Genomic DNA, 22,608 nt, shown 5'->3' with positions numbered 1-22,608 from the left:
AACGGGCGGTTCTGCCTGGGCGGAGGCGTCAGGCGGGCTCGACCACGCCGACGATGTCGGATTCCTTGATGACCAGCAGATCCTCGCCCTGCACCTTGATCTCGGTGCCCGACCATTTGCCGAAGACCACCCGGTCGCCGATTTTCACGTCGAGCGGGTGGATGCGGCCCTGGTCGTCGCGCACGCCGGGACCGACGGCGATCACCTCGGCCTCCTGCGGCTTCTCCTTGGCGGTGTCGGGGATGATGATCCCGCCCTTCGACTTTTCCTCCTGCGCCACACGGCGGACGACGACGCGGTCGTGCAACGGACGGAACGGCATGCCTGGTGTCTCCTGGTTCGGGCCTCGTTCGGGCCCCTCTGGGGGTCATGTGCGGCGCCCCGCATTCACCGTAGGGACAGAGCTTAATCACTGTTTATTCCTACTGTAAAGATAGTGTTTTGTGTTTTTCTTATACATTTTTATGGTGTTATTATTGATCCCGCCAGGGCCGCCGGCATCCGACTCATTTGAGAAACTCAATGAAATCATGAGCATTCCAAAATTGACGGGGTGCCGCCGCGGTATTGTAAGAAACAACACACAGATGCATCGAAGCGGCGGAGTTTCACAGAAATGCCGAACATCCAGGGATCGACCACTCCGCCCATCGCGGAATTGCCGGCCATCGCCGCCGACGTGCTGGTGATCGGCGGCGGCCTGTCGGGGACCTGGGCGGCGCTGGCGGCGGCACAGGCCGGGGCCAGGGTGGTGCTGGCCGACAAGGGCTATTGCGGCGCCAGCGGGGTCGCCGCCACCTCTGGTCCCGGCCACTGGTGGGTGCCCCCCGATCCAGACGCGCGGGCCGAGGCGATCCGCCAGCGCATGGCGATTGCCGGCGGCATCGCCGACCCGGCCTGGATGGAGCGGATCCTCGACATCACCTGGACCACCCTGCCGACCATCGCCGATGTCTACGACTTCTCCACCGACGAGGCCGGAACGGTGCAGTACCGCGGCCTGCGCGGGCCGGAATATCTGCGGGCGATGCGCCGGAAGATCCACAGGCTCGGCGTCCGCATCCTCGACCAGAGTCCGGCGCTGGAACTGCTGGCCGACTCCGATGGGACCATCGTCGGCGCGCGCGGCCTGCGCCGCCAGCGGGGCGAGGCCTGGACCGTGCGCGCCGGGGCGGTGATCCTGGCGACCGGCGGGTGCGCCTTCAAGTCGCGGCTTCTCGGCAGCCACACCAACACCGGCGACGGCCACCTGATGGCGGCGGAGGCCGGGGTGGATTTCTCCGGCATGGAGTTCTCCACCTACCACACGGTGTCGCCGGCCCATTCGACCATGACCCGGTCGATGTCCTTCGCCTTCGCCACCTATTACGACGGCGAGGGACGGGAGATCGCCGTGCCGCCCGGCGACACCACCCGGACGCTGGCCCGCGCCATGCTGGAAGGGCCGGTGCTGTGCAGCCTGCACCGCATGCCGGCGGACATCCGCGAGCGGCTGCGCCGGGTGCAGCCCAACATGATGCTGCCCTTCGACCGCAGTGGCGCAGGTGTTGGTGGTGGCGGGGGCGGCGTCGATCCCTTCACCCAACGCTTTCCCGTGCTGTTGCGGCCGGAGGGCACCATCCGCGGGTCCGGCGGCATCCGGCTGGCGGACGACGACTGCGGCACCGCCGCCGACGGGCTGTTCGTCGTCGGCGATGCCGCAACGCGCGAGCCGGTGGCGGGGGCGGTGTCGGGCGGCGGCGCCATCCTGGCCGCCTGGGCGCTGTCGTCGGGCGTGATCGCCGGACGCGCCGCCGCGGCGCGGGCGGCCCGCCACGGCCGGCGCACCGACACTCCCGCCCGTCCGCTGGGACAGGCCGGACTGCGCCCGGCGCGCCACGCCGCGGCGGTCGATCCGCGCGCCGTCACCGCCGCCGTCCAGGCCGAGATGCTGCCCTACGACAAGACCATCTTCCGCCGCGGCCCAGCGCTGGCCCGCTCGCTGTCGCGGCTGGAGGGGGTGTGGAGCGACCTGCGCGACCATCTGGACGGCGACGGGGCGGCCACGGCGGGGGAAACGGTGCAGGCGCGCGAGAGCGCCGCCCTGACCGCCGTCGCCCGCTGGTGCACCCGCGCAGCACTCGTCCGGCCGGAAAGCCGCGGCATGCATCTGCGCGTCGATGCCCCGGCCAGCCACCCGGCTCTGGCCCGGCGCCTGACCGTCGGCGGGCTGGACCGGCTGTGGTCCCGCTTCGAGGGCCCGGCCCCCCAGCCTCTCGACCATCCCGCCACACCCCAGGCAGGTGCCGCATGATCAGCCTCGTCATCGCCGACCGCTGCACCGGATGCCAGGTCTGCGTCCGCGTCTGCCCGACCAACGTCTTCGACGCCGTCCGCGGCGGGCCGCCGGTGATCGCCCGGCAGCAGGACTGCCAGACCTGCTTCCTGTGCGAACTCTACTGCCAGCCCGACGCGCTCTATGTCGATCCCGACTGCGAGACGCCGGCCACGGTGAGCGCCGAAGAGGTCGAACGCTCCGGCCAGCGCGGCAGCTACCGCCGCGACTCCGGCTGGGACGAATGGGCCGGCGACCCGCGCTATGCCAACGAACATTGGCGGATGGACCAGATCTTCGCCCGTGCCCGGGCCCTGTCCTGACTCCGCCACCGCTTTCCCCGAACTGGATTTTCAAAGATGACCGAGCACCGTCCGTTCCCCCTGTCGCGCCGCCGCCTGCTGAGCGGAGCCGGCAAAGCCGCCGCCGCCGGACTGCTGGCCCCCGCCCTGGCGGCCCCGCTGCTGTCCCGCCCAGCCTTCTCCGCCGCCACCGCCGCCACCGCCGGAGACATCCTCAAGGTCGGCGACCAGCGGTCCACCATCCGCTCGCTGCTGGAAGCCTCCGGCCAGTTGAAGGACATCCCCTATACACTGGAGTTCGCCGATTTCCCGGCGGCAGCACCGGTGCTGGAGGCGCTGAACGCCGGCGCCATCGATGCGGGCTTCGCCGGCGACGCCGCCCATGCCTTCGCCCTGTCCAACGGGCTGCCGGCCAGGATCATCTCCGCCGCCCGCTCCGATCCCGGCTGCATCGGCCTGCTGGTGCGCAAGGACTCGCCGATCCGCACCGTGGCCGACCTGAAGGGGCGGACGATCACCGCGGTGCGCGGCTCCATCGGCCATTATCTGGTGGTCGCCGCGTTGAAGGCGAACGGCCTGTCGGTGAGCGACGCCACGCTGGCCTTCCTGCAACCGACCGAAGCGAAATCGGCCTTTTCCAGCGGCACGGTGGATGCCTGGGCGATCTGGACGCTCTATGTCGCGCAGGAGGTGGTCGCCGGCACCGGCAGGGTTCTGGTCGATGGCCGCGGCCTGCTGAACAACAACGCCTTCATCAGCGCCACCGATGTCGCCATCGCACAGAAGCGCCCGCTGTTGCAGGACTATGTCGCCCGCGTCGCCGCCGCCCGCATCTGGGCGCTCGGCAATGTCGAGCAGTATGCCCGCATCTGGGGCGATCTGGTGAAGGTGACGCCGGAGATCGCCGTCGCCGCCTTCACGCTGGAGCGTTTCCGCCCGGTGGCGGTGGATGACGGCATCGTCGCCGACCTGCAGACCACCGCCGATTTCTACACCGGCATCGGCGTGATCCAGAAGCCCTTCACCGCGGCGGCCCATGCCGACCGCAGCTTCGCCCTCGACGCGGGCCTGCTGGCGCAATCGGCCCGCGCCGGCTGAACCGGGCCGCCCTTCCCTTTCCGACCGCTTTCCCTTTTCCGACCGACGAGACCACGATGCATCTGGCTCTGTTCTGCACCGAGGCCGGGATGCACGCCGGCGGCTGGCGTCACCCCGACGCCGGCACCGTGCGCCCGTTCGACCTCGGCTTCTACCGCGAGCTGGCGCAGAAGGCCGAAGCCGCCAAGCTCGACATGCTGTTTGTCGCCGACAAGCTCGGCCTCGACGATCTCTATGGCGGCGGGGTGGCGGCCACCGTCGCCCGCCGGCCCAACGCGCGGCCCGAACCGCTGACGCTGATCGCGGCGCTGGCCGGCGCCACCGGCCGGATCGGCCTGGGCGCCACGGTGTCGACCAGCTATGCCGAGCCCTATCACGTCGCCCGCATGGTCGCGACCATCGACCATCTCAGCGGCGGACGGGCGGCGTGGAACGCCGTCACCTCGGTCAGCGACAGCGAGGCCCGCAACTTCGGGCGCACCGCCCATCTCGACCATGCCAGCCGCTATGAGCGGGCCGACGAGTTCATCGACGTGGTGCGCAAGCTGTGGGACAGCTGGGAGGAGGACGCGATCCAGCCGGACAAGGCGTCCGGCCGCTTCGCCGACGACCGCCGCGTCCATTACATCGACCATGAGGGGCGGCATTTCCGCGTCCGCGGCCCGCTGAACGTCGAACGGCCGCCGCAGGGCCATCCCGTCGTCATCCAGGCCGGCGTGTCCGGCACCTTCCAGGACATCGCCACCCGGCAGGCCGATCTGGTCTTCACCGTGCAGCCCGACCTCGACGGCGCCAAGCGGGCCTATGCCGCCTTCAAGGCCCAGGTCGCCGCCAACGGGCGCCCGCCCGGCAGCGTCAAGGTGCTGCCCGGTATCATGCCCATCGTCGGGCGCAGCGATGCCGAGGCCGAGGACATCCGCGCCGAGCTGCGCGCGCTGATCGACCCGGTGGCCGGTCTGACCTTCATGTCCGGCAGCATGAACTACGACCTGTCGCGCCATCCGCTGGACGGCCCCTTCCCCGATCTGCGCGACGTCATCACCGGCAGCCGCGGGCGCTTCCAGCGGGTGATCGCCGACGCGCTGGAGCGCGGCGCCACCGTCGCCGAGGTCGGCGCCGCCTATGTCGAGAGCCTGTCCTTCGCCGTCGCCGCCGGATCGCCGAAGACGGTCGCCGACATTTTGGAACAATGGGTCACCGAACAGGCGGCCGACGGCTTCGTCCTGATGCCGCCCTATCTGCCGGGCGGCGTCGACGGCTTCCTGACGCTGGTGGTGCCCGAATTGCAGCGGCGCGGCCTGTTCCGGCGCGAATACGGCGGGGCCACGCTGCGCGACCATCTCGGGCTGGACCGGCCGGCGTCACGCTATGCGTGACGCTGCCGCTGAGGGTGACAAAATATACAAACATGATAGGTGTTATAAATTTTATTTGTTGACTGATTTAGTAGATTAAATCAGGCTGGGATCGGTTGATTGCCCCGCCTGTCCGGCGCGCCGCCTTCCCGCCCGGCCATGCCATCTGCCGCCGCGACCGGCGCCAAATCGACTCCCCATTCCTCGACAAGCCGTCCTGCCCAGCCGTGGAGATCCCGCATGAGCAGCCTCGACAGCAGTTTCGGCGTCCGCCGCGCCGCCACCCCGCAAGCCCCGGCCGCGGCGAAACGGGTGCGCCGCCCGATCTCCGACGGACAGCACCGGATCGGAACGAGAGCCCATGTCGCCCTGTCCTGGATCGCACCGGTCCTGCTGATCGCGGTGTGGGAGTGGCTGGCCCGCAACGGCTGGATCGCGCCGCATGTGCTGCCGGCGCCCAGCAAGGTGGTGGCGACCGCCTGGAAGCTGGCGCTGCACGGCACGCTGCTGCGCGACCTCGGCACCAGCCTGCTGCGGGCGGCGGCCGGCTTCGCCATCGGCGGCGGCATCGGCTTCGCGCTCGGCACGCTGGTCGGCTTCTCCCGGCTGGCCGAGGCGCTGGTCGACCGCAGCGTGCAGATGATCCGCGCCATCCCCTTCCTGGCCCTGCTGCCGCTGGTGATCGTGTGGTTCGGCGTCGGCGAGGGGCAGAAGATCTTCCTGGTTTCGCTGGGCGTCGCCTTCCCGGTCTACATCAACACCACGCTCGGCATCCGGCAGGTCGATCCCAAGCTGCTGGAGCTGGGCCGGGTGCGCGGCCTGTCCACCGCGCTGCTGATCCGCCGGATCGTCCTGCCGGGCGCCCTGCCCTCCATCCTCACCGGCGTCCGCTATGCGCTGGCGACGGCATGGCTGGCGCTGGTGGTGGCGGAGACCATCGGCGCGCAGGCCGGGCTGGGCTTCCTCGCCATGGATGCGCGCGAGTTCCTGCGCACCGACGTGATCGTGCTGACCATCGTCATCTACGCCCTGATCGGCGTGCTGGCCGACAGCCTGGCCCGGCTGCTGGAGCGCCGCCTGCTCGCCTGGCATCCGAATTACGGAGCCGCCCGATGAGCACCCAACACGTCCCGGACGCCGACCCTGCCGTCACCGTCACCGGGCTGCGCCGTGCCTATGGCCGCCGCGTGGTGATCGACGCGCTGGACCTGCGCATCGCCCGCGGCGAATTCGTCGCCCTGCTGGGCGAGAGCGGCTGCGGCAAGACCACGCTGCTGCGGGCACTGGCCGGGCTGGACCCAATCCAGGGCGGCCGCATCGACGCCCCCGGCAAGCCGGCGGTGGTGTTCCAGGAGCCGCGCCTGCTGCCCTGGGACAGCCTGTGGCGCAACGTCTCGCTCGGCCTGCCGGAGCGCGGCGCGCGGGACGCCGCGGCGGCGGCGCTGGCCGAGGTGGGCTTGGGCAACCGGCTGGACGACTGGCCGCGCACCCTGTCCGGCGGTCAGGCCCAGCGCGTGGCGCTGGCGAGGGCGCTGGTGCAGGAGCCGGAGCTTCTGCTGCTCGACGAGCCCTTCGCGGCGCTCGACGCGCTGACCCGCATCCGCATGCACGGGATGGTCAAGGAGCTGGTGGCCCGCCACCGGCCGGGCGTCCTGCTGGTGACCCATGACGTGGATGAGGCGATCCGGCTGGCCGACCGCATCCTGGTGATGCGGGACGGCGCCATCGCCGCCGAGCATCTGCCGGAGACCGCCGCCGATCCCCAGCGCTTCAGCGCGCTGCTGCTGGCCGAGCTGGGCGTGCAGGGAACCGCCGCCGCCTGACCGATCACAGACTTTCAAATCCGACCGCCCCCTTTCCCGACCGCCCCTTCTTCCGACCGAACGAGCCTTCTCCGATGACCGACCCGTTCCGCCCCGGCACCACCACCCGCCGCGCCTTCCTCGCCCGTTCGCTGATCGGCGCCGGGGCCGCCGGCCTCGCCGCGGGCTTCGATCCGCTGGCGGGCTCCCTCCCGGCTGCCCGCGCCGCCACCCAGACCACGGCCGGCCGCAACACCGACACCATCCGCCTGACCTGGGGCTTCTCCGGTCTGGCCTTCATCGCCAAGGAGCGGGGAGAGCTGGAGAAGATGCTGGCGAAGGACAACATCAAGGTCGAATGGCTCGGCCCCTTCCCCAACCATGCGCCGACCTTGCAGGCGGTGACCGGCGGCACCGCCGATTTCAGCTTCGGCGGCAGCACCACCCCGGCGCTGGCCGCCATCATCGCCGGCTCGCCGCTGGTCTTCAGCCTGTTCCTGAACTACAGCCCGCGCACCACCGCGATCATCGCCAAGGACGGCTCCGGCATCGACAGGATCACCGATCTGGTCGGCAGGTCGGTCGCGGTCAACCGCTCCGGCCTCGGCGAATTCCTGCTGGTGGCGGCGCTGGAGAAGCACGGCGTCGACCGCTCGAAGGTCAATGTCGTCTATCTCAACCCGCCCGACGCCGCCCCGGCGCTGGCATCTGGCAAGGTGGACGCGTGGTCGATGTGGAGCCCCGGCGTCGACATCGCCCGGCTGGAGTACAAGGCGCACGACATCTTCCAGGAGGAGCGCGACCTCGATTTCCAGATCGACTTCACCAGCTACCTGACCCGCCGCCGCTTCGCGCAGGAGAACCCGGCCCTGATCCGCGCCCTGAACGCGGCCTTCACCGCCGAAGCGGCCTGGGCCTCGGCCAACACGGTGGAGGCGGAGACCATCGTCCAGGCCAAGGCCGGCTATCGCGACGAGATCCGCGACGGCTACATCGCGCTGAAGCGGCAGTACCGGCTCTATCCGGTCAGCGACGCCGCCTTCGTCGGCGACCTCCAGAAGGCGGCCGACTGGCTGGTCGCCCGCCGCATCCTGCCGGAGCCGGTCAGGGTCGCCGACCATCTGGCGGCACTGTGATGAGCGGCGGGGACGGCTTCACCGCGACGCATTGGGGTGTCTACCGGCCGCGGGTGGCGGACGGCAGGCTGACCGCGCTGGACCCGGCCCCGTGGGACGCGGCGCCGTCGGCCATCGGCCGGTCGGTGGTGGACGGGATCGACGCCCCCGCCCGCATCCGCCGGCCGGCGGTGCGCGAAGGCTTCCTGCGCCACGGCCCCGCATCGCGCGACGGGCGCGGACGCGAACCGTTCGTCGAGCTGTCGTGGGATGAGGCGCTCGACCTCGCCGCGCGCGAACTGGACCGGGTGCGGCGCGAGCATGGCAACGCCGCCATCTTCGGCGGCTCCTATGGCTGGGCCAGCGCCGGCCGCTTCCACCATGCCCAGAGCCAACTCCACCGCTTCCTCAACTGCATCGGCGGATACACGGCGCACAGCGACACCTACAGCCTGGGCGCCGGGCGGGTGCTGATGCCGCGCATCCTGGCGTCGATGGACGACCTGATGCTGTCCCAGACCGCCTGGAGCAGTCTGGAAAAGCACTGCGAGCTGTTCGTCGCCTTCGGCGGCCTGCCGGCCCGCAACGCGCAGGTCGGATCGGGCGGGGCCAGCGACCACCTGGTCAAGCCGGCGCTGGGCCGGCTGGCGGCGGCCGGCGTGCGCTTCGTCAATGTCGGCCCGGTCCGCCACGACCTCGACGACGTAGCCGGCGCGGAGTGGATCGCCATCCGGCCCGGCACCGACACCGCCTTCATGCTCGGCCTTGCCCACACGCTGGTGACGGACGGGCTGGCGGACGGCGATTTCCTTGCCCGCTGCACCGTCGGCTACGGGGAGTTCCGCCGCTATCTGACCGGGGAAGCCGATGGCGTCGCCAAGGATGCCGGCTGGGCCGCCGCCATCGCCGGGGTGGCGGCTGAGACCATCGTGACGCTCGCCCGCCGCATGGCCGGCAACCGGACCATGATGAATCTCGCTTGGTCGCTGCAACGGGCGGTGCATGGCGAACAGCCCTTCTGGATGGGGGTGACGCTGGCGGCGATGCTGGGCCAGATCGGCACGCCCGGCGGCGGGCTGGGCGTCGGCTATTCGGTGATGAACACCATGGGGTCGGGGCGGCGCCGGGTGACCGGGCCGCGGCTGCCGCAGGGGCGCAACCCGGTGGACACCGCCATCCCGGTCGCCGACATGCTGCTCAACCCCGGCGCCTCCTACCGCTACAATGGGCAGACGCGGCGCTATCCCGACATCAGGCTGGTCCATTGGGCCGGCGGCAACGCCTTCCACCACCATCAGGACATCAACCGGCTGGTCCGGGCTTGGCGGCGGCCGGAGACGGTCATCGTCCAGGATCCCTTCTGGACCGCCCAGGCGAAATTCGCCGACATCGTGCTGCCGGCGACCACGGCACTGGAGCGCGACGACATCGGCGGCGCCACCGGCGACCGCTTTCTGGTGTGGATGGCCCGCGCCCTCGATCCGGTCGGCGAGGCGCGCGACGACCACGCCATCCTCGCCGGGCTCGCCCGCCGGCTGGGGGTGGAGGACGCCTTCACCGGCGGGCTGACCACCGAGGAATGGCTGGAACGGCTCTATGAGGAATGCCGCTTCAACGCCCCGGTGCCGCTGCCGGATTTCCGCAGCTTCCTGGCGGCCGGGCTGGCCGAAATCCCCCTGGTCGAGCCGGAGAAAATCCTGCTGCAAGCCTTCCGTGCCGACCCGGACGGATCGCCGCTGCCCACCCCGTCGGGCCGGATCGAGATCGGCTCCGCCATCATCGCCGGTTTCGGCCTGCCCGACTGCCCTGGCCATCCGGTGTGGCGCGACCCGGCGGACCATCCGGGGCTGGCGGGCGACGACGGCCCGCTGCATCTGCTGTCCTGCCAGCCGGCGACCCGCCTGCACAGCCAGTACGATCATGGCGCGGTCAGCCGCGAGAGCAAGATCGCCGGGCGGGAACCGATCCGCATCCATCCGGGCGACGCGGCGGCGCGCGGCATCGGCGACGGCGACGTGGTGCGGGTGTTCAACCGGCGCGGCGCCTTCCTGGCCGGTGCGGTGCTGACCGACGGCATCCGGCCCGGCGTGCTTCAGATCGCCACCGGCGCCTGGTACGATCCGGTCGATCCCGCCACCGACGGCAGCCTCGACGCCCACGGCAATCCCAACATGGTGACGCCCGACACCGGCACCTCGGCCCTTGCCCAGGGCTGTTCGGCCCAAAGCGCCCTGGTGGAGGTCGAGCGCTTCACCGCCCCGCTGCCGCCGATCCGCGCCTTCCAGCCGCCGCGCTTCGTCGGCCGTCCGTGAGATGCACCGTCACGACGCCGCCAGAGCCTCCGCCACCGCCAGCGCATGCGGGACGATCTCCGATGCGCCGACCACCTCGCCCAGGCTGCCGCGGGTCGGCGGACCGACGACGAACAGGCTGGATACCGGCCGGCCACCGGCGTCCAGCGCCCGGTGCCGCCCGTCGACCTCCACCCCCATGCCGAGCGGATCGGGCCGGATCAGCCCCTGGCCGGCGAGGGCGGCCAGCAGCGGATTGCGCCTGAACGAGGCGCCATGGCCGGCGCCGGTGCAGTTCACCACGGCATCATACGTGCGCCCGACCAGGGTTTCGCCGCCGCGCGGGCGATGGACGACCCACAGAGCACCACCTCCATCGCCGCCGCCCGACGGATGATCGTCGGCACTCGCCGCGGCCAGCCGGCCGGCCAGCACCGCAAGACGCCCGTCCGCCTGCGCGGACGCCACCAGCCGGGCGACCTGCGGGGCAGCCTGGAAGCGGTGGGCGTCCCACCAGGGCCGCAGATGGCGCTGGAACCGCCGCCGCTCGTCGGCGGAAAGGGCCGCCCACAAGGCAGCGTTCTGAAGGCGCAGGCTTTCGAGCACGTCGGTCCAGGGCCGCCCCTGCCTGCCGGCGTCCGCGACAGCAGCGCGCACACGGCGCAGCAGGTCCCGGACTCCGGAAGGCGGGTCGGCGGCGAAATCGGTCCAGGACTCGGCATGCCCGGCAGGGCGGGGTCGCGGCACCAGACCATGGCGCGACAAGGCGGTCAGCGGCCCGCGATGGCCGCGGCCAAGCAGGGTCGACACCGCATCCGCCATGGTCAGGCCGGTGCCGACGATCAGCACCCGGTCGGTCCGGCCGATGGGATCGAGCGCGCCCGGCGCCCATGGATCGGCGACGACCCGCCGGTGCCCTGCCAGCCCGGCCAGCACACCCGGCAGCTCGGGCCTCGGGTTTCCGGTGCACAGCACCAGCGCATCGGCCTCCAGCACCCTGCCGCCGGCAAGCTCCACGACGAACCCGGTTCCCTGCGGCGATGCCAGCCGGCGGGCGGCGACGGCACGGTCGCGCCGGTGGGTCACCCGCACCGGCCCGGCCGCGGCGAACAGCGGGCGCAGCCTCTCGTCGAGATAACGCCCGAACACCGACCGCGCCGGATAATGCAGCCCGTCCGCCCAGCCGGCCGGATCGGCCTCCAGCACGCCGCGCTCCAGGCACCAGCGATGGAAATCCTCCTCGCCGCCCTTCCCGGCCTCCCCGGCCGGCCGTCCGGTCACCGCCGCCATGCGGACGGAGGGAACATTCACCCGGTGGCGCGGGTCGCCGCCCGCCGCGTAGGTCAGCCCGGCCCCGGGCGACGGCCGCGGGTCCACAAGCTCCACCTCGGCGGAGAAGCCGCCCGCGGCACCGGCGCGCACCAGCCCGGCCGCGACGCCGCTGCCCGACACGCCGGCACCGACGATGACGATCCGCAACGGCCGCGGCACGGTCACAGCCCCCCGCGATGGACGATCCGTCCGCCGACCAGCGTCAGACGGCAGCGCAGGTCGCGCAGCCGGTCCGGGTCGATGGCGGTGGGATCCTCCGACAGCACCGCGAGGTCGGCGGCGAAGCCGGGACGCAGCGGTCCCTTCCACCCCTCGTCGAAGGTCAGGGCGGCGCCGGCCACGGTGAACAGCCGCAGCGCCGTTTCGGCATCCAGCCGCTGATCGGGTCCGATCACCCGGCCGCTGGTCCGTTCCAGCCGGTTGCAGACCGACCACAGGGTGAAGAAGGGGTCGTGCGGGATGTTGTCGGTGGCGATGGCGGTCGGAATGCCCAGCCGCAGCAGATGGGCGTGCGGCACCACCAGATCGCCGCCATCCGGCTCGTCCAGATAAGCGGCCCCGCCCTTCCACAGGAAGTATGTCGGGATCGTCGTCACCAGCACGTCCAGCCGCTTCAGCGCCTCCAGGTCGGACAGCCGGGCCCGGCCGATATGCTCGATCACCCAGCGGCGGCCGGACAGCGGATGGCGTTCGTTGACCGCCTCCAGCACCGGCACCACCTCGTGCAGCCTGTCGCTGACGATGGTGTGCAGGCGCAGATCGTGCTCGGCGGCCAGGAAGCAGGCCTCGCGGAAGTCGGCCGGGGTCAGCGCCTGCTCGACGAAGCCCGACCAGCCGGTGTCGGGAAGATTGTCGCGGGCGCAGCAGGCGACCGCCGGGTCGCCGCCATAGGCGATGTGGACGCCCGACAGCCTCAGCCAGGGATCGCCCAGCCCGGCGCCGCGCGCATGGGCCAGCCAGTCGCGCATGGCGCGGCGCGCCTCGGCGATGTCGGCCCAGCTCGGGCTGACCACCAGCCCGACCCGCACCGTCAGTTCCCCCAGCTCCCACAGGCGGCGGTAGACCGAGATGGTCTGCGGCGCGGAGCCGTGCCCCTCATAGATGCTGGTGGTGCCCTGGGCGTTGTAGAGCCTCTGGGACAACCGCACGCCCTCCAGCCGTTCGGCGAAGCCGAAGCGGGGAACCGCCGGCAGCAGGTCGAACTCGACGGTCGGGCGGCTGTTGTGCTCGACGATCACGCCGGTCGGCTCGCCGCGCGCATCCTTCAGGATCTCCACGCCGGCGCAGGTCGGCAGGCTGGCCGCGGTGATGCCGTTCAGCGCCAGCGCCCTGCTGTTCAGCGCGCTGTGGCCCGGCGGCTTGCCCCAGTTGCCGAACAGGCCGGGGATGTAGACGGGATGGTCCGGTGCCGCGCGGTCCAGCTCGTGCCGGTCTGGCGGCCTTCCCTCGGCCAGGGTCGCGGCTCCGTCGAAGAAGAAGGGCGGCGTGCCGATCGGCATGGTGACGATCCACTGGCCGGGCGGCGTCTCCGCCGCCAGCGCCCGCACCCGCTCCAGAATGTCGCCGACGCTGCGGGCACCGGTAAGCGAGGGGCGCAGGCGCTTCAGCCCCTCGCGCTCCATATGGGCATGGGCGTCGTTGAAGCCGGGGATCAGCGTCGCGCCACCCAGGTCGATGGCTTCAGTGGCGGCGGTGGCGAGTGCCGCCACCTCCTCCCCGCCGACCGCGAGGATGCGGTCGCCGGCCAGCGCCACCGCGCTGGCGCGCGGCCGGTCCGGATCGAAGGTGAGGATGTTGGCGTTGCGCAGGATCAGGGTGGGGGAAGAACTCGGTCCGCTCATCCGGCGATCCTCACGAGGCGGTGGTGTACCAGGGGAACAGGCGGCGGATCAGCGCCACGAACAGGCGGTCGGCGATGAAGCCGAAGGTGCCGAGCAGCACCAGCCCGATCAGCATGATGTCGACCCGGAACATCTGGTGGCCGGTGGACATCATGTAGGCGACCCCCTCCCGCGCGCCGGACAGCTCGGCGGCGACCAGCAGGATCAGCGAGACGGCGATGCCCTGGCGCAAGCCCGCCAGGATCATCGGCAGGGCCGCCGGCAGCACGACCAGAAGCAGCGTCGCCAGCCGCCCGGCGCCCAAGCAGGCGGCGGAGCGCAGATAGGCGGCCGGCACGTCGCGCACGCCGATGAAGGTGGTGATCCAGATCGGGAAGAAGCTGCCCCAGGCGACCAGCGCCACCTTCGACCCTTCGCCGATGCCGAACCACAGGACCGACAGCGGCACCAGCGCGATGGAGGGGACGGAGCGGAAGCCGTGCAGGATCGGCTCGCTGACATGGTGCAGCAGGCCGATGCGCGCGGTCAGCAGCCCGGCCGTCACGCCGGTCGCCGTCGCGATGGCAAAGCCCAGCGCCGCCCGGCGCAGGCTGGCCAGAATGTTGGCCGCGATCTCGCCGGACAGCAGCATCGGGACGAAGCTGTCGAACACCGCCGACGGCGGCGGCAACAGCACCGGATTGACCCAGGTGCCCAGCCGCGGCACCGCCTCCCAGACCGCCAGGAACAGCAGGATGCCGGTCACGTTCAGCAGGGCGCGAAGCCAGGCCGCCCGCCGCAGGCCGCGGCGATGGGCGCGGCGGAACTCTTCGGCGAAGGCGTCCCGGTCGGACGGCGCCTCCGCCGCCGGGCGCCGGGGGGTGGAGAGGCCGGTGCCGGCCGCGTCATCCGTCGCCGCCGTCACGCCGCCCTCCGTTCGCCGTCGCTCTGCTCGGCACCCCGGCTGCCGCGGGCCAGCGCCGCGGCGATGCGGGCATATTCCCGGCCGAACTCCGCCGAACCGCGGTCGCGCGGATAGGGCAGATCGACCGCCAGATCCTCGCGGATCACCCCCGGCCCGGCCCCCATCACCACGACGCGCTGGGCGAGGAACACCGCCTCGTCGATGTTGTGGGTGACGAACAGCACCGACACCCCGGTTTCCCGCCACAGCCGCAGCAGGTCCTCCTGCAAATTGGTGCGGGTCATGGCGTCGACGGCGGCGAAGGGCTCGTCCATCAGCACCACCTCCGGCTCCACCACCAGGGCGCGGGCGACGGCGACACGCTGGCGCATGCCGCCGGACAGCTCGTGCGGGTAGCGGTCGGCGGCATGGCGCAGCCCGACCCGGTCGAGCGCCTCCAGCGCCCGGCGGCGCCGCACGGGGGCGGAGACCCGCTGCATGCGCAGGCCGAACTCGACGTTCTGGCGCGCGGTCATCCAGGCGAACAACGCATATTCCTGAAAGACCACGCCGCGGTCCGGCCCCGGCCCGTCCAGCGGCCGGCCGCGGAAGCGCACGGCGCCGGAGGTCGGCTTGAGGAAACCGGCCAGCAGATGGATCAGCGTGGACTTGCCGCAGCCGGACGGGCCGATCAGGCAGACGAACTCGCCAGCCTCCACCCGCAGCGACACGTCGCTGAGCGCCCAGACCGGCGAGCCGTCGCGCGACGCATAGATCTGCGACACCCGGTCGAAATCGATCAGCGGCCCGCTCATGACAGGGTGACCCGGTCGGGCGCCACCGCCTTCAGCGGGCTATCGACGATCAGGCCGCGGAACAGCGCCCGCAGGTCCCACGCCGGACGCTTGGCGAGGCCGGCGGCGATGGCCCATTCCGCCTCCGCCACCAGATCGTCGACGAAGCGGTCGTCGAAGGCGATCTTGAAGGTGAACTCGGAGGTCGCCTCCAGAATCTCCTTCGGCGGCGTGTGGATGCGGCGCGAGATCAGGTCGGCCCAGCCGCCGTCGGCCAGGATGCGGCGTTCCGCCCCCTGCAAGGCCCGGATGGCGCCGGTCACCAGTTCCGGCTTCTCCTTCACCACCTTCTCGGTGGTCAGCAGCAGCTGGTGGCTCTGGAAGAATTTCTCCAGCCCGTCCTGGGTCATCACCGCGGTCTTGCCGCCGGACTGGCGCTCGGCCACCACGGCGGACTGGCTGCTCCAGGCGAAGCCGTCGATGTCGCCGCGCACCAGGGCGGAGGTCATGTTGTTCGGGGTGAGGTCGACCACCTCGACGTCGCCCGGCGCCAGCCCGGCGAATTCCAGATATTTGGCCAGCATATATTGCCCGGAGGTGCCGACGCGGGTGGCGATCCTGCGCCCCTTCAGGCTGGCCGGCTTCGCCGGGTCGATGCCGCCGTCCTTGCGGACGACGATCTTCATGTCGCGCGAATAGCGGCTGTAATTCACCAGGATCAGCGGCCGCAGCCCCTGCAACACGGCGAACACCACCGGCGTGTCGGTCGAGGCGGAGAAGTCGGCAGAGCCGGCGAGCAGCGCCTGCATCGAATCGCGCCCGCTCTCGAACTCCATGGTGCTCAGATCGAAGCCGGCCTCGGCCCAGGTGCCGGCGGCCTCGGCGACGAAGGGCACCGCCCAGGTGTAACCGGTGCTGCCATAGGCCAGCGTCGCCTTGGCCGCGGCGGCCTGCGCGCGGCCGGCCCACAGCGGCCCGGCGGCCAGCATGCCGGCGGTGACAGCCGCGCCGGTCAGCAGGCGGCGGCGGTTCAGGCGAATGCCGGAGGGATCGGACACGGTCATGATCGGAAGGCTCCTGTCGGATGCGGCCGGGCGCTCAATGGGGCGCCAGCAGCCGGAAGGTCTGGTCGGCGGAACGGTTCTGGCGATGGGCGGCGGTCCAGCCGATGGCGCGGCGGTAGCTGCCGAACAGGCCGGCGGCGGCGACCGCGTCCTCGGCGATCCCCGTCACCGTTTCGGCATCGGGAGCGACATAGAGGGCGTCGTCCGGACAATGGGCTTCGCACAGGAAGCAGGTCTGGCAGTCGGTCTGCCGGGCGATGACGGGGGCGGCCCCATCGGCCCGGCCGCCCCCGGTCGGCTGGAACACGTCCATCGGGCAGACGGAGACGCAGATGTTGCAGCCGGTGCAGCGGGTCGGGCTGATCAGCTCGATCATGCCGCCAGCTCCCGGCCGGCCTCGGCCCGATCCAGGCGGACCGGATCCGCGCGGACCGGCGCCGGGCGGGTCGAGACCTGCACCTCGTCCAGGCCGCCGACCGTCAGCAGGTGGCGCTGGGCCGGGTCGAGGGCGGCATGGTCGATGCGGCGGTGCATGCCGCGCGATTCGGTGCGGGCCAGCGCCGAACGGTACATCCAGCGGGCGGTCGCCAGCATCGCAGCCGCCTCCCGCACGCGCAGGACGGTGTCGGCGGAGGCCGGCATCGCCGCGGCGGCATCGGCCCACAGCCGGTCCAGCCGGGCGAGAGAGCCGGTCAGCCCCTCCTCCGTGCGGAAGTAGTTGATGTCGTAGGGGAACACCTCGGCCTGGACGGCGCGGGTCAGGCCGCCGGCATCGATTGCCGCGCCACGCCGCGGCCTGTCCTGCAATCCGGCGCCGCCCGCCCGGCGCAGGGTGCGGGTTCCGTTGCCCAAGGCACGGCCCCCCAAGGCACGGGCATGATCGGCGGCCCCGAGACCCGCCCAATGGCCGGTCGACATCGCCCAGGCGGCGTTGTGGCTGCCGCCGCCGGTGAAGCCGCCGCAGATCGGCTCCCGCGTCGCGGCGTCGCCGGCGGCGAACAGTCCGGGGACGGCGGTGGCGCAGGTGCCGTCCACCAGCCGCAGGCCGCCGGTGCCGCGCACCGTGCCCTCCAGCCGCAGGGTCACCGGGAAGCGCTGGGTGAAGGGGTCGATGCCGGCGCGGTCGAAGGGCAGGAAGAAGTTCGGCTGGGCCTGACGCATCGCCGCCCACAGTTCCGGTTCGGCACGGTCGAGGCGGGCATGGACCGGTTCGGTCGTCAGCACCCGCGCGATGACCGACCGGCCGCCCTTGGAGGCCGCCCCCGGAATGGGCTCGCCGTCGGCACGGGTGAAGCTGGCCCACTGGTAGAGCAGCGTCTTGGTCACCGAGCCGAAGGCCGGGGCGATGGCGTAGGCGTTGGAGAACTCCATCCCCGACAGATCGGCCCCGGCCTCCGCCGCCATCAACAGGCCGTCGCCGGTCAGCACGTTGCAGCCCAGCGCCTTGCTGAGGAAGGCGCAGCCGCCGGTGGCGATGACCACCGCCTTGGCCCGCACGGTCCAGCGCCCGCCCTTCTGCCGCTGCACGCCGACGGCACCGGCCACCGCACCGCTATCGTCGACCAGCAGTTCCAGCGCCGGGCAATGGTCGAGGATCGTCACGCCTGCCTGTTTCACCCGGCGGCGCATCAGCCGCATATATTCCGGCCCCTGCACCGACACGCGGCGCTCACACCCGTCCGCGTCGCGTGGAAAGGGATAGCCCCAGTCGGCGAGCTGGCCGACCGCCGCATGGGTGCGGTCGAGCACCCGGTCCATCCAGCCATGGTCGGCCAGATGGCCGCCCAGCCCCTCGCGCGATGCCTTGGCCGCCGCGCGCTTGGCCGGATCGGGATCGACATACCACAGCGTGGTCCCGGACGCCGCGGTGGCGCCGGACGTGCCGCAGAATCCCTTGTCGGCCAGAATGGTGCGGGCACCGCCGGTTGCAGCGGCGATGGCCGCCCAGGTGCCGGCGGGACCGCCGCCCAGTATCAGGACGTCGGTCTCAAGGTCGAGGGATGCGGCGGATGAACTGACAGGAGCGCCGGGCACGTTGGCCATCGGAAAAACCCTCCGGGACTGTCGATCATGCGGATTGAGCGAAGCGGCGAGTCTGGAGCAGCCTTCTATTACTGCTTTGGATCGCTCTTTCTTCCTAAAATCATACTTACACAGTAGAGATACGACGCATACCAAAATATGCACATCTGTGAAAAAATTCGGCCGGCACCTCCCGCCGAGGGGATGGTGCCGGCCGCGCAGTGAGACTCTGGGCCGAGAGAGACCGGGACAGCTGGACGCTGGGCAATGGGCGCTGGGCGTTACGCCTCGGCCAGCGCCTGCTCCAGGTCGGCGACGATGTCGTCGGGATGCTCGATGCCGACCGACAGGCGGACATAGCCGGGGGTAACGCCGGTGGCGAGCTGGTCTTCCGGCGACAGCTGGGAATGGGTGGTGGTGGCCGGGTGGATCGCCAGCGACCGGGCGTCGCCGATGTTGGCGACATGGTAGAAAAGCTTCAGCGCGTCGATGAAGCGGCGCCCCGCCTCCGCCCCGCCGGCCAGTTCGAAGCCGACCAGCCCGCCATAGCCGCCCTTCAGGTAGGTGTCGGCGCGCCGCCGCGCCTCGCCCTCCTGCAGGCCGGGGAAGATGACCGATGTCACCTTCGCATGAGTCTTCAGATAATTCGCGACGATGCCGGCGTTGGCGTTGTGCTGGCGGATGCGCAGCGGCAGCGTCTCCAGCCCCTGGATCAGCTGGAAGGCCGATTGCGGGCTGAGCGCGGCGCCGATGTCGCGCAGCAGGGTGACGCGGGCGCGCAGCGCATAGGCGATGGGGCCGAGCGGCTTGGCCGCCTCCGTCCAGATCGCACCGTGATAGCTGGGGTCGGGCTGGGTCAGCAGCGGGAAGCGGGCGGCATGCGCCTCCCACGGGAAGGTGCCGCCGTCGATCAGCACGCCGCCGATGGTGGTGCCGTGGCCGCCGATGTATTTGGTCGCCGAATAGATCGTCACCGCCGCGCCATGGTCGAAGGGCCGGACGGTCAGCGGGGCGGCGGTGTTGTCGACGATCAGCGGCACGCCCAGCTCCAGGCCGATATCGGCGACCTCGCGGATCGGGAACACGTTCAGCTTCGGGTTCGGCAGCGTCTCCGCATAATAGGCGCGGGTACGCTCGTCGGTGGCGCGGCGGAAATTCTCCGGATCTGCCGGATCGACGAAGCGCGCCTCGATGCCGATCTGCTTCAGCGTGTTGGCGAACAGGTTCCAGGTTCCGCCATAGAGGTCGGTGGAGGTGACGATGTTGTCGCCGACCTGCGCCAGATTCAGCACCGAATAGAAGGACGCCGCCTGCCCGGACGCCACCGCCACCGCCGCCGCACCGCCTTCCAGCACGGCAAGCCGCTGTTCCAGCACCTCGACCGTCGGGTTGGTAACGCGGGTGTAGATGTGGCCCAGCTCCTGAAGCGCGAAGAGGCGCTCAGCATGGGCGGTGTCCTGGAACTGGTAGGAGGTCGTCTGGTGGATCGGCACCGCGACGGAGCCGGTGACGGGATCGGCGCGGAAGGCGCCGCCATGGACGGCCAGGGTTTCGAAGTGCGGCTTGCGGTCGGTCATCGGGCGGTTCCTCTTTCCGGGGTCTCGATATCGGCGGCGGTCAGGCGGAGGCGCCGACCAGATCGGCGTAATGGCGGCTTGCCACATCGGGGTGGGAGCGCAGGCGGCTCTTCAGCGTGTTCTCCCCGACCGAGCTGTAGAGCGGGTTCAGCGGGTCGCGCTCGGGACCGCGCGCTTCGGCGGCGAGATCGTCCGGCAGCGGCAGCACCGGCACCCGGACATCCAGCCCGGCCCCCAGGAAGAAGGCGGTCGACAGCCGGTCCACCCCCGCCGGCGGCGTCACCACCCGGTGTACCGCGGCGCGGAAATAACCGTCGGTCGCCAGCTCCAGCAATTCGCCGGCATTGACGACGAAGGTGCCGGGGACCGGCGGCACGTCGGCCCAGCCCCCGTCGGTTTCGACCTGCAAGCCGCTCTGGCGGTGCTGGAGAACCAGCGTCAGCAGCCCGCTGTCCTTGTGCGGCCCGACGCCCTGCCCCTCGGCCGTATCGGCAGGAACCGCGTCATGGCCCGGATAGCGGATCAGCTTGACGAGCTGCGTCGGCTGGTCGGTCAGGATCGGATCGAAGGAATCCTCCGGCAGGCGCAGGGCCACGGCCACCGTCGACAGGATGCGCCGCGACACCGCGGTCAGCTGGTCCTGCAGGCGCAGCACCGCCGGACGCAGCTCCGGCAGGGTCTCCGGCCACTGGTTGGGGCCCTGCAGACGGACCCAGGGCGGCTGGTCCGGGCCTTGGGGCAAGGCCGTCCGCTCGGCGCCGACATCAAGCTGTTCGCGCCAGTCGGCCAGACCGCGCGTGCGTTCCCAGCCGGCGCGGGTGTAGCCGCGGAAATGGGGCGAGTTGACCATCTCGATGGACAGCTTGTCCTGCTCCGGCAGGGCGAAGAAGCCGCGCGACAGGTCGAAGACGGAGTCGATGAAGGCCGGATGGACCCCGTGCCCGGTCACATAGAAGGCGCCGAAGCGGCGGATCGCCGCCCGCAGCTCCGACAGGAACAGGGCGCGGTCCGCCGCGGCGCCGTCCAGGCGGGCGAGATCGAGAAACGGCAGCGGCGGCCGCTCGGCCGAAGAGGGAAGCGCGGTCACAGGACTCTCCTTTGCGGACATGCGTTCGGGAACGCCCGCTTGCGTGCGGCGACATGTGAAATCGGATTTTGTGGAAGCGGAGGCGGCCGCTCAGTCGGTGCGGCTGCGCGCCTTCAGCCAGGTGCCGCGCATCTGCGCCCAGAGCCGGCCGACCGGCGCATCAGGCGTCGGCCCATCAGTCACGGCACACATCCCCATGGCTTCCGGAAGCGGGATCCAGACCATGGTCCGGTCGGACGCTGCGGAGGCGGAGGCCCGGCGGGCCGTCTGGGAATTGGCCATGATAGCGTTCCAGTACAATGACTTGGGAGGTTAGGGCTTGAGGCTGGACACGGCCGCCGGGGTGACGGAACTCCGGGCGGCATCGCGGTTTCACATCCGATCATTACGCGGAAGACTCTTATTGTCTATCATAATTGTGGATTAATGAGCCGAGAAATTCATATTCAGCAATTTCTATTGGTTGATTTGTAAATTTTCACGAAACCGTTGACAGAGTAATTTCCCTATCTGCTAATTAGGGAATAAGCGCTGCCCCTTCGCGGCTGCCCTGCCGACCGCCGGTCCGCAAACGGATCCGGCAGGCCGGGCGCCCTTTCACCGCGGCGCTCCGCGTCTTTCACAAAACAACAAACTCATTGCGGGAAACCACCATGCGCACTCCTTCGCAGGCTCCGTCGCGTCCGTCCTCCCGAAGCGGCCTGTCGCCGCGCGTCCTGATCGCCGGCGCCCTCAGCCTCGCCATCGGCCTCGCCCTGACCGGCGCCGCCAAGGCCGGCCCGACGCTGGACGCGATCAAGGCGCGCGGCAGCATCAAGGTCGGCGTCGGCACCCAGCCGGGCTTCTTCTCCCCCGACAGCAACGGCCGCTGGCAGGGCTTCTTCGTCGATTTCGGACGGGCTTTGTCCATCGCCGTGTTCAACAACCCGGACAAGGTGCAGTTCGTCGCCTCCTCGCCGCAGCAGCGCCTGCCGTCCCTGCAATCGGGCGAGTTCGACATCCTGCTCTCCGGCGTGACCCAGACATTCACCCGCGCCACCAAGCTGGGCTTCCATTTCGGCCCGGTGGTCTTCTATGACGGCCAGGGCCTGCTGGTGCCGAAGAAGCTGGGGGTGACCAAGGGCAAGGATCTCAACGGCGCCACCGTCTGCGTCCAGACCGGCACCACCGGCGAGCTGAACATCACCGACTTCTTCCGGCAGAACAAAATCACCTTCAAGCCGGTGGTGATCGAGGAAACCGCCGAGAACCAGAAGGCCTTCGCCAGCGGCCGCTGCGACGTGCTGACCCAGGATTCCTCCGATCTGGCGATCACCCGCACCCAGCTGCCCAAGCCCGACGACTACGTCCTGCTGCCCGAGCGCATCTCGAAGGAGCCGCTGGCCCCGGCCATCCGCTATGGCGACGACCAGTGGCTGGAGATCGTCAACTGGGCGGTCTACGCCACCATCCAGGCGGAGGAGCTGGGCATCACCCAGGCCAACATCGACAGCTTCCTGACCAGCGCCGATCCGACGATCCGCCGGTTCCTGGGCGTCGATCCCAGCCTGGGCGAGGCGGCGAAGCTCGACCCGAAATTCGCCTACACCATCGTCAAAACCGTGGGCAATTACGGCGAAATCTTCGACCGCAACGTCGGGCCGGCGACCAAGGTCGGGCTGGACCGCGGCTTCAACAAGCTGTGGACCCAGGGCGGCCTGCTCTACGCCCCGCCCTTCCGGTGAGCAGTCC

At 70.8% G+C, this 22,608-nt stretch carries 20 protein-coding genes; 9 read left to right on the top strand and 11 right to left on the bottom strand.

Features of this window, described 5'->3' with window-relative positions; genetic code table 11:
- Positions 1–28 precede the first annotated feature (28 nt).
- Complete coding sequence (locus CRT60_RS02830) at positions 29–322, bottom strand: co-chaperone GroES (protein ID WP_085557408.1); 294 nt, start codon at positions 320–322, stop codon at positions 29–31.
- 294 nt (positions 323–616) lie between these two features.
- Here CRT60_RS02830 and CRT60_RS02825 point away from each other — a divergent pair, with 294 nt between their 5' ends.
- The 8 genes from CRT60_RS02825 (at position 617) to CRT60_RS02790 (ending at position 10,298) form a co-directional block, all read left to right on the top strand.
- Positions 617–2,293: an FAD-dependent oxidoreductase gene (locus CRT60_RS02825; protein WP_098734940.1), complete on the top strand. Its 1,677-nt coding sequence runs from the start codon at positions 617–619 to the stop codon at positions 2,291–2,293.
- Entirely contained in the window at positions 2,290–2,637 is a 348-nt protein-coding gene (locus CRT60_RS02820; protein WP_012975557.1) for a 4Fe-4S dicluster domain-containing protein, read from the top strand. The genes CRT60_RS02825 and CRT60_RS02820 overlap by 4 nt, the downstream gene beginning before the upstream one ends.
- 36 nt (positions 2,638–2,673) lie before the next feature.
- Positions 2,674–3,714, top strand: a complete 1,041-nt coding sequence (locus CRT60_RS02815; RefSeq protein ID WP_098734939.1) for an ABC transporter substrate-binding protein — start codon at positions 2,674–2,676, stop codon at positions 3,712–3,714.
- Positions 3,715–3,770: 56 nt separating this feature from the next.
- Complete coding sequence (locus tag CRT60_RS02810) at positions 3,771–5,090, top strand: LLM class flavin-dependent oxidoreductase (RefSeq protein WP_098734938.1); 1,320 nt, start codon at positions 3,771–3,773, stop codon at positions 5,088–5,090.
- Positions 5,091–5,309: 219 nt separating this feature from the next.
- Positions 5,310–6,185: an ABC transporter permease subunit gene (locus tag CRT60_RS02805; protein ID WP_193548399.1), complete on the top strand. Its 876-nt coding sequence runs from the start codon at positions 5,310–5,312 to the stop codon at positions 6,183–6,185.
- Complete coding sequence (locus tag CRT60_RS02800) at positions 6,182–6,892, top strand: ABC transporter ATP-binding protein (protein ID WP_098734937.1); 711 nt, start codon at positions 6,182–6,184, stop codon at positions 6,890–6,892. Before CRT60_RS02805 ends, CRT60_RS02800 begins: the two co-directional genes overlap by 4 nt.
- Positions 6,893–6,966: 74 nt before the next feature.
- Positions 6,967–8,007: an NrtA/SsuA/CpmA family ABC transporter substrate-binding protein gene (locus tag CRT60_RS02795; RefSeq protein WP_098734936.1), complete on the top strand. Its 1,041-nt coding sequence runs from the start codon at positions 6,967–6,969 to the stop codon at positions 8,005–8,007.
- Complete coding sequence (locus CRT60_RS02790; protein ID WP_098734935.1) at positions 8,007–10,298, top strand: molybdopterin-dependent oxidoreductase; 2,292 nt, start codon at positions 8,007–8,009, stop codon at positions 10,296–10,298. Before CRT60_RS02795 ends, CRT60_RS02790 begins: the two co-directional genes overlap by 1 nt.
- A 9-nt stretch (positions 10,299–10,307) precedes the next feature.
- Here the strand turns inward: CRT60_RS02790 and CRT60_RS02785 are convergent, their stop codons facing one another.
- The 10 genes from CRT60_RS02785 to CRT60_RS02740 form a co-directional block, all read right to left on the bottom strand.
- Positions 10,308–11,768 (bottom strand): FAD/NAD(P)-binding protein, encoded by a 1,461-nt coding sequence (locus tag CRT60_RS02785; RefSeq protein ID WP_161957957.1) that lies wholly within the window; start codon positions 11,766–11,768, stop codon positions 10,308–10,310.
- 2 nt (positions 11,769–11,770) lie between these two features.
- Entirely contained in the window at positions 11,771–13,450 is a 1,680-nt protein-coding gene (locus tag CRT60_RS02780; protein ID WP_204561622.1) for an amidohydrolase, read from the bottom strand.
- Positions 13,451–13,460: 10 nt separating this feature from the next.
- The gene (locus CRT60_RS02775; protein WP_098734933.1) at positions 13,461–14,354 is read right to left on the bottom strand and encodes an ABC transporter permease; all 894 of its coding nucleotides are present in this window, start codon (positions 14,352–14,354) and stop codon (positions 13,461–13,463) included.
- Positions 14,351–15,148, bottom strand: coding sequence for an ABC transporter ATP-binding protein (locus CRT60_RS02770; protein WP_098734932.1), 798 nt, complete (start codon positions 15,146–15,148; stop codon positions 14,351–14,353). Before CRT60_RS02770 ends, CRT60_RS02775 begins: the two co-directional genes overlap by 4 nt.
- Positions 15,145–16,191, bottom strand: coding sequence for an ABC transporter substrate-binding protein (locus tag CRT60_RS02765; protein WP_098734931.1), 1,047 nt, complete (start codon positions 16,189–16,191; stop codon positions 15,145–15,147). Before CRT60_RS02765 ends, CRT60_RS02770 begins: the two co-directional genes overlap by 4 nt.
- 34 nt (positions 16,192–16,225) lie before the next feature.
- The gene (locus CRT60_RS02760; RefSeq protein WP_098734930.1) at positions 16,226–16,567 is read right to left on the bottom strand and encodes a 4Fe-4S dicluster domain-containing protein; all 342 of its coding nucleotides are present in this window, start codon (positions 16,565–16,567) and stop codon (positions 16,226–16,228) included.
- Complete coding sequence (locus CRT60_RS02755; protein ID WP_098734929.1) at positions 16,564–18,234, bottom strand: FAD-binding protein; 1,671 nt, start codon at positions 18,232–18,234, stop codon at positions 16,564–16,566. The genes CRT60_RS02760 and CRT60_RS02755 overlap by 4 nt, the downstream gene beginning before the upstream one ends.
- A 260-nt stretch (positions 18,235–18,494) precedes the next feature.
- Positions 18,495–19,790: an O-acetylhomoserine aminocarboxypropyltransferase/cysteine synthase family protein gene (locus CRT60_RS02750; protein ID WP_098734928.1), complete on the bottom strand. Its 1,296-nt coding sequence runs from the start codon at positions 19,788–19,790 to the stop codon at positions 18,495–18,497.
- Between the two features lie 40 nt (positions 19,791–19,830).
- Positions 19,831–20,877 (bottom strand): isopenicillin N synthase family dioxygenase, encoded by a 1,047-nt coding sequence (locus tag CRT60_RS02745; RefSeq protein ID WP_342210662.1) that lies wholly within the window; start codon positions 20,875–20,877, stop codon positions 19,831–19,833.
- 90 nt (positions 20,878–20,967) lie between these two features.
- Positions 20,968–21,159 carry a hypothetical protein gene (locus tag CRT60_RS02740; RefSeq protein ID WP_098734926.1) on the bottom strand — a complete coding sequence of 64 codons (192 nt, stop codon included), beginning with the start codon at positions 21,157–21,159 and terminating at the stop codon, positions 20,968–20,970.
- Positions 21,160–21,530: 371 nt separating this feature from the next.
- On the opposite strand from CRT60_RS02740, the gene CRT60_RS02735 reads away from it, so the two are divergent.
- Positions 21,531–22,601 (top strand): amino acid ABC transporter substrate-binding protein, encoded by a 1,071-nt coding sequence (locus tag CRT60_RS02735; RefSeq protein ID WP_098734925.1) that lies wholly within the window; start codon positions 21,531–21,533, stop codon positions 22,599–22,601.
- Positions 22,602–22,608 lie beyond the last annotated feature (7 nt).

Origin of the sequence: Azospirillum palustre (genome assembly GCF_002573965.1) — a bacterium.
GTDB lineage: Bacteria > Pseudomonadota > Alphaproteobacteria > Azospirillales > Azospirillaceae > Azospirillum > Azospirillum palustre.
This window is presented reverse-complemented; position numbering and strand designations above follow the sequence as displayed.

Coding starts and splice junctions, on each gene's coding strand:
- CRT60_RS02825 (WP_098734940.1), top strand. CDS start 617: ATGCCGAACATCCAGGGATCGACCACTCCGCCCATCGCGGAATTGCCG.
- CRT60_RS02735 (WP_098734925.1), top strand. CDS start 21,531: ATGCGCACTCCTTCGCAGGCTCCGTCGCGTCCGTCCTCCCGAAGCGGC.
- CRT60_RS02770 (WP_098734932.1), bottom strand. CDS start 15,148: ATGAGCGGGCCGCTGATCGATTTCGACCGGGTGTCGCAGATCTATGCG.
- CRT60_RS02820 (WP_012975557.1), top strand. CDS start 2,290: ATGATCAGCCTCGTCATCGCCGACCGCTGCACCGGATGCCAGGTCTGC.
- CRT60_RS02830 (WP_085557408.1), bottom strand. CDS start 322: ATGCCGTTCCGTCCGTTGCACGACCGCGTCGTCGTCCGCCGTGTGGCG.
- CRT60_RS02755 (WP_098734929.1), bottom strand. CDS start 18,234: ATGGCCAACGTGCCCGGCGCTCCTGTCAGTTCATCCGCCGCATCCCTC.
- CRT60_RS02795 (WP_098734936.1), top strand. CDS start 6,967: ATGACCGACCCGTTCCGCCCCGGCACCACCACCCGCCGCGCCTTCCTC.
- CRT60_RS02740 (WP_098734926.1), bottom strand. CDS start 21,159: ATGGCCAATTCCCAGACGGCCCGCCGGGCCTCCGCCTCCGCAGCGTCC.
- CRT60_RS02810 (WP_098734938.1), top strand. CDS start 3,771: ATGCATCTGGCTCTGTTCTGCACCGAGGCCGGGATGCACGCCGGCGGC.
- CRT60_RS02780 (WP_204561622.1), bottom strand. CDS start 13,450: ATGAGCGGACCGAGTTCTTCCCCCACCCTGATCCTGCGCAACGCCAAC.
- CRT60_RS02815 (WP_098734939.1), top strand. CDS start 2,674: ATGACCGAGCACCGTCCGTTCCCCCTGTCGCGCCGCCGCCTGCTGAGC.
- CRT60_RS02750 (WP_098734928.1), bottom strand. CDS start 19,790: ATGACCGACCGCAAGCCGCACTTCGAAACCCTGGCCGTCCATGGCGGC.
- CRT60_RS02805 (WP_193548399.1), top strand. CDS start 5,310: ATGAGCAGCCTCGACAGCAGTTTCGGCGTCCGCCGCGCCGCCACCCCG.
- CRT60_RS02765 (WP_098734931.1), bottom strand. CDS start 16,191: ATGACCGTGTCCGATCCCTCCGGCATTCGCCTGAACCGCCGCCGCCTG.
- CRT60_RS02800 (WP_098734937.1), top strand. CDS start 6,182: ATGAGCACCCAACACGTCCCGGACGCCGACCCTGCCGTCACCGTCACC.
- CRT60_RS02760 (WP_098734930.1), bottom strand. CDS start 16,567: ATGATCGAGCTGATCAGCCCGACCCGCTGCACCGGCTGCAACATCTGC.
- CRT60_RS02790 (WP_098734935.1), top strand. CDS start 8,007: ATGAGCGGCGGGGACGGCTTCACCGCGACGCATTGGGGTGTCTACCGG.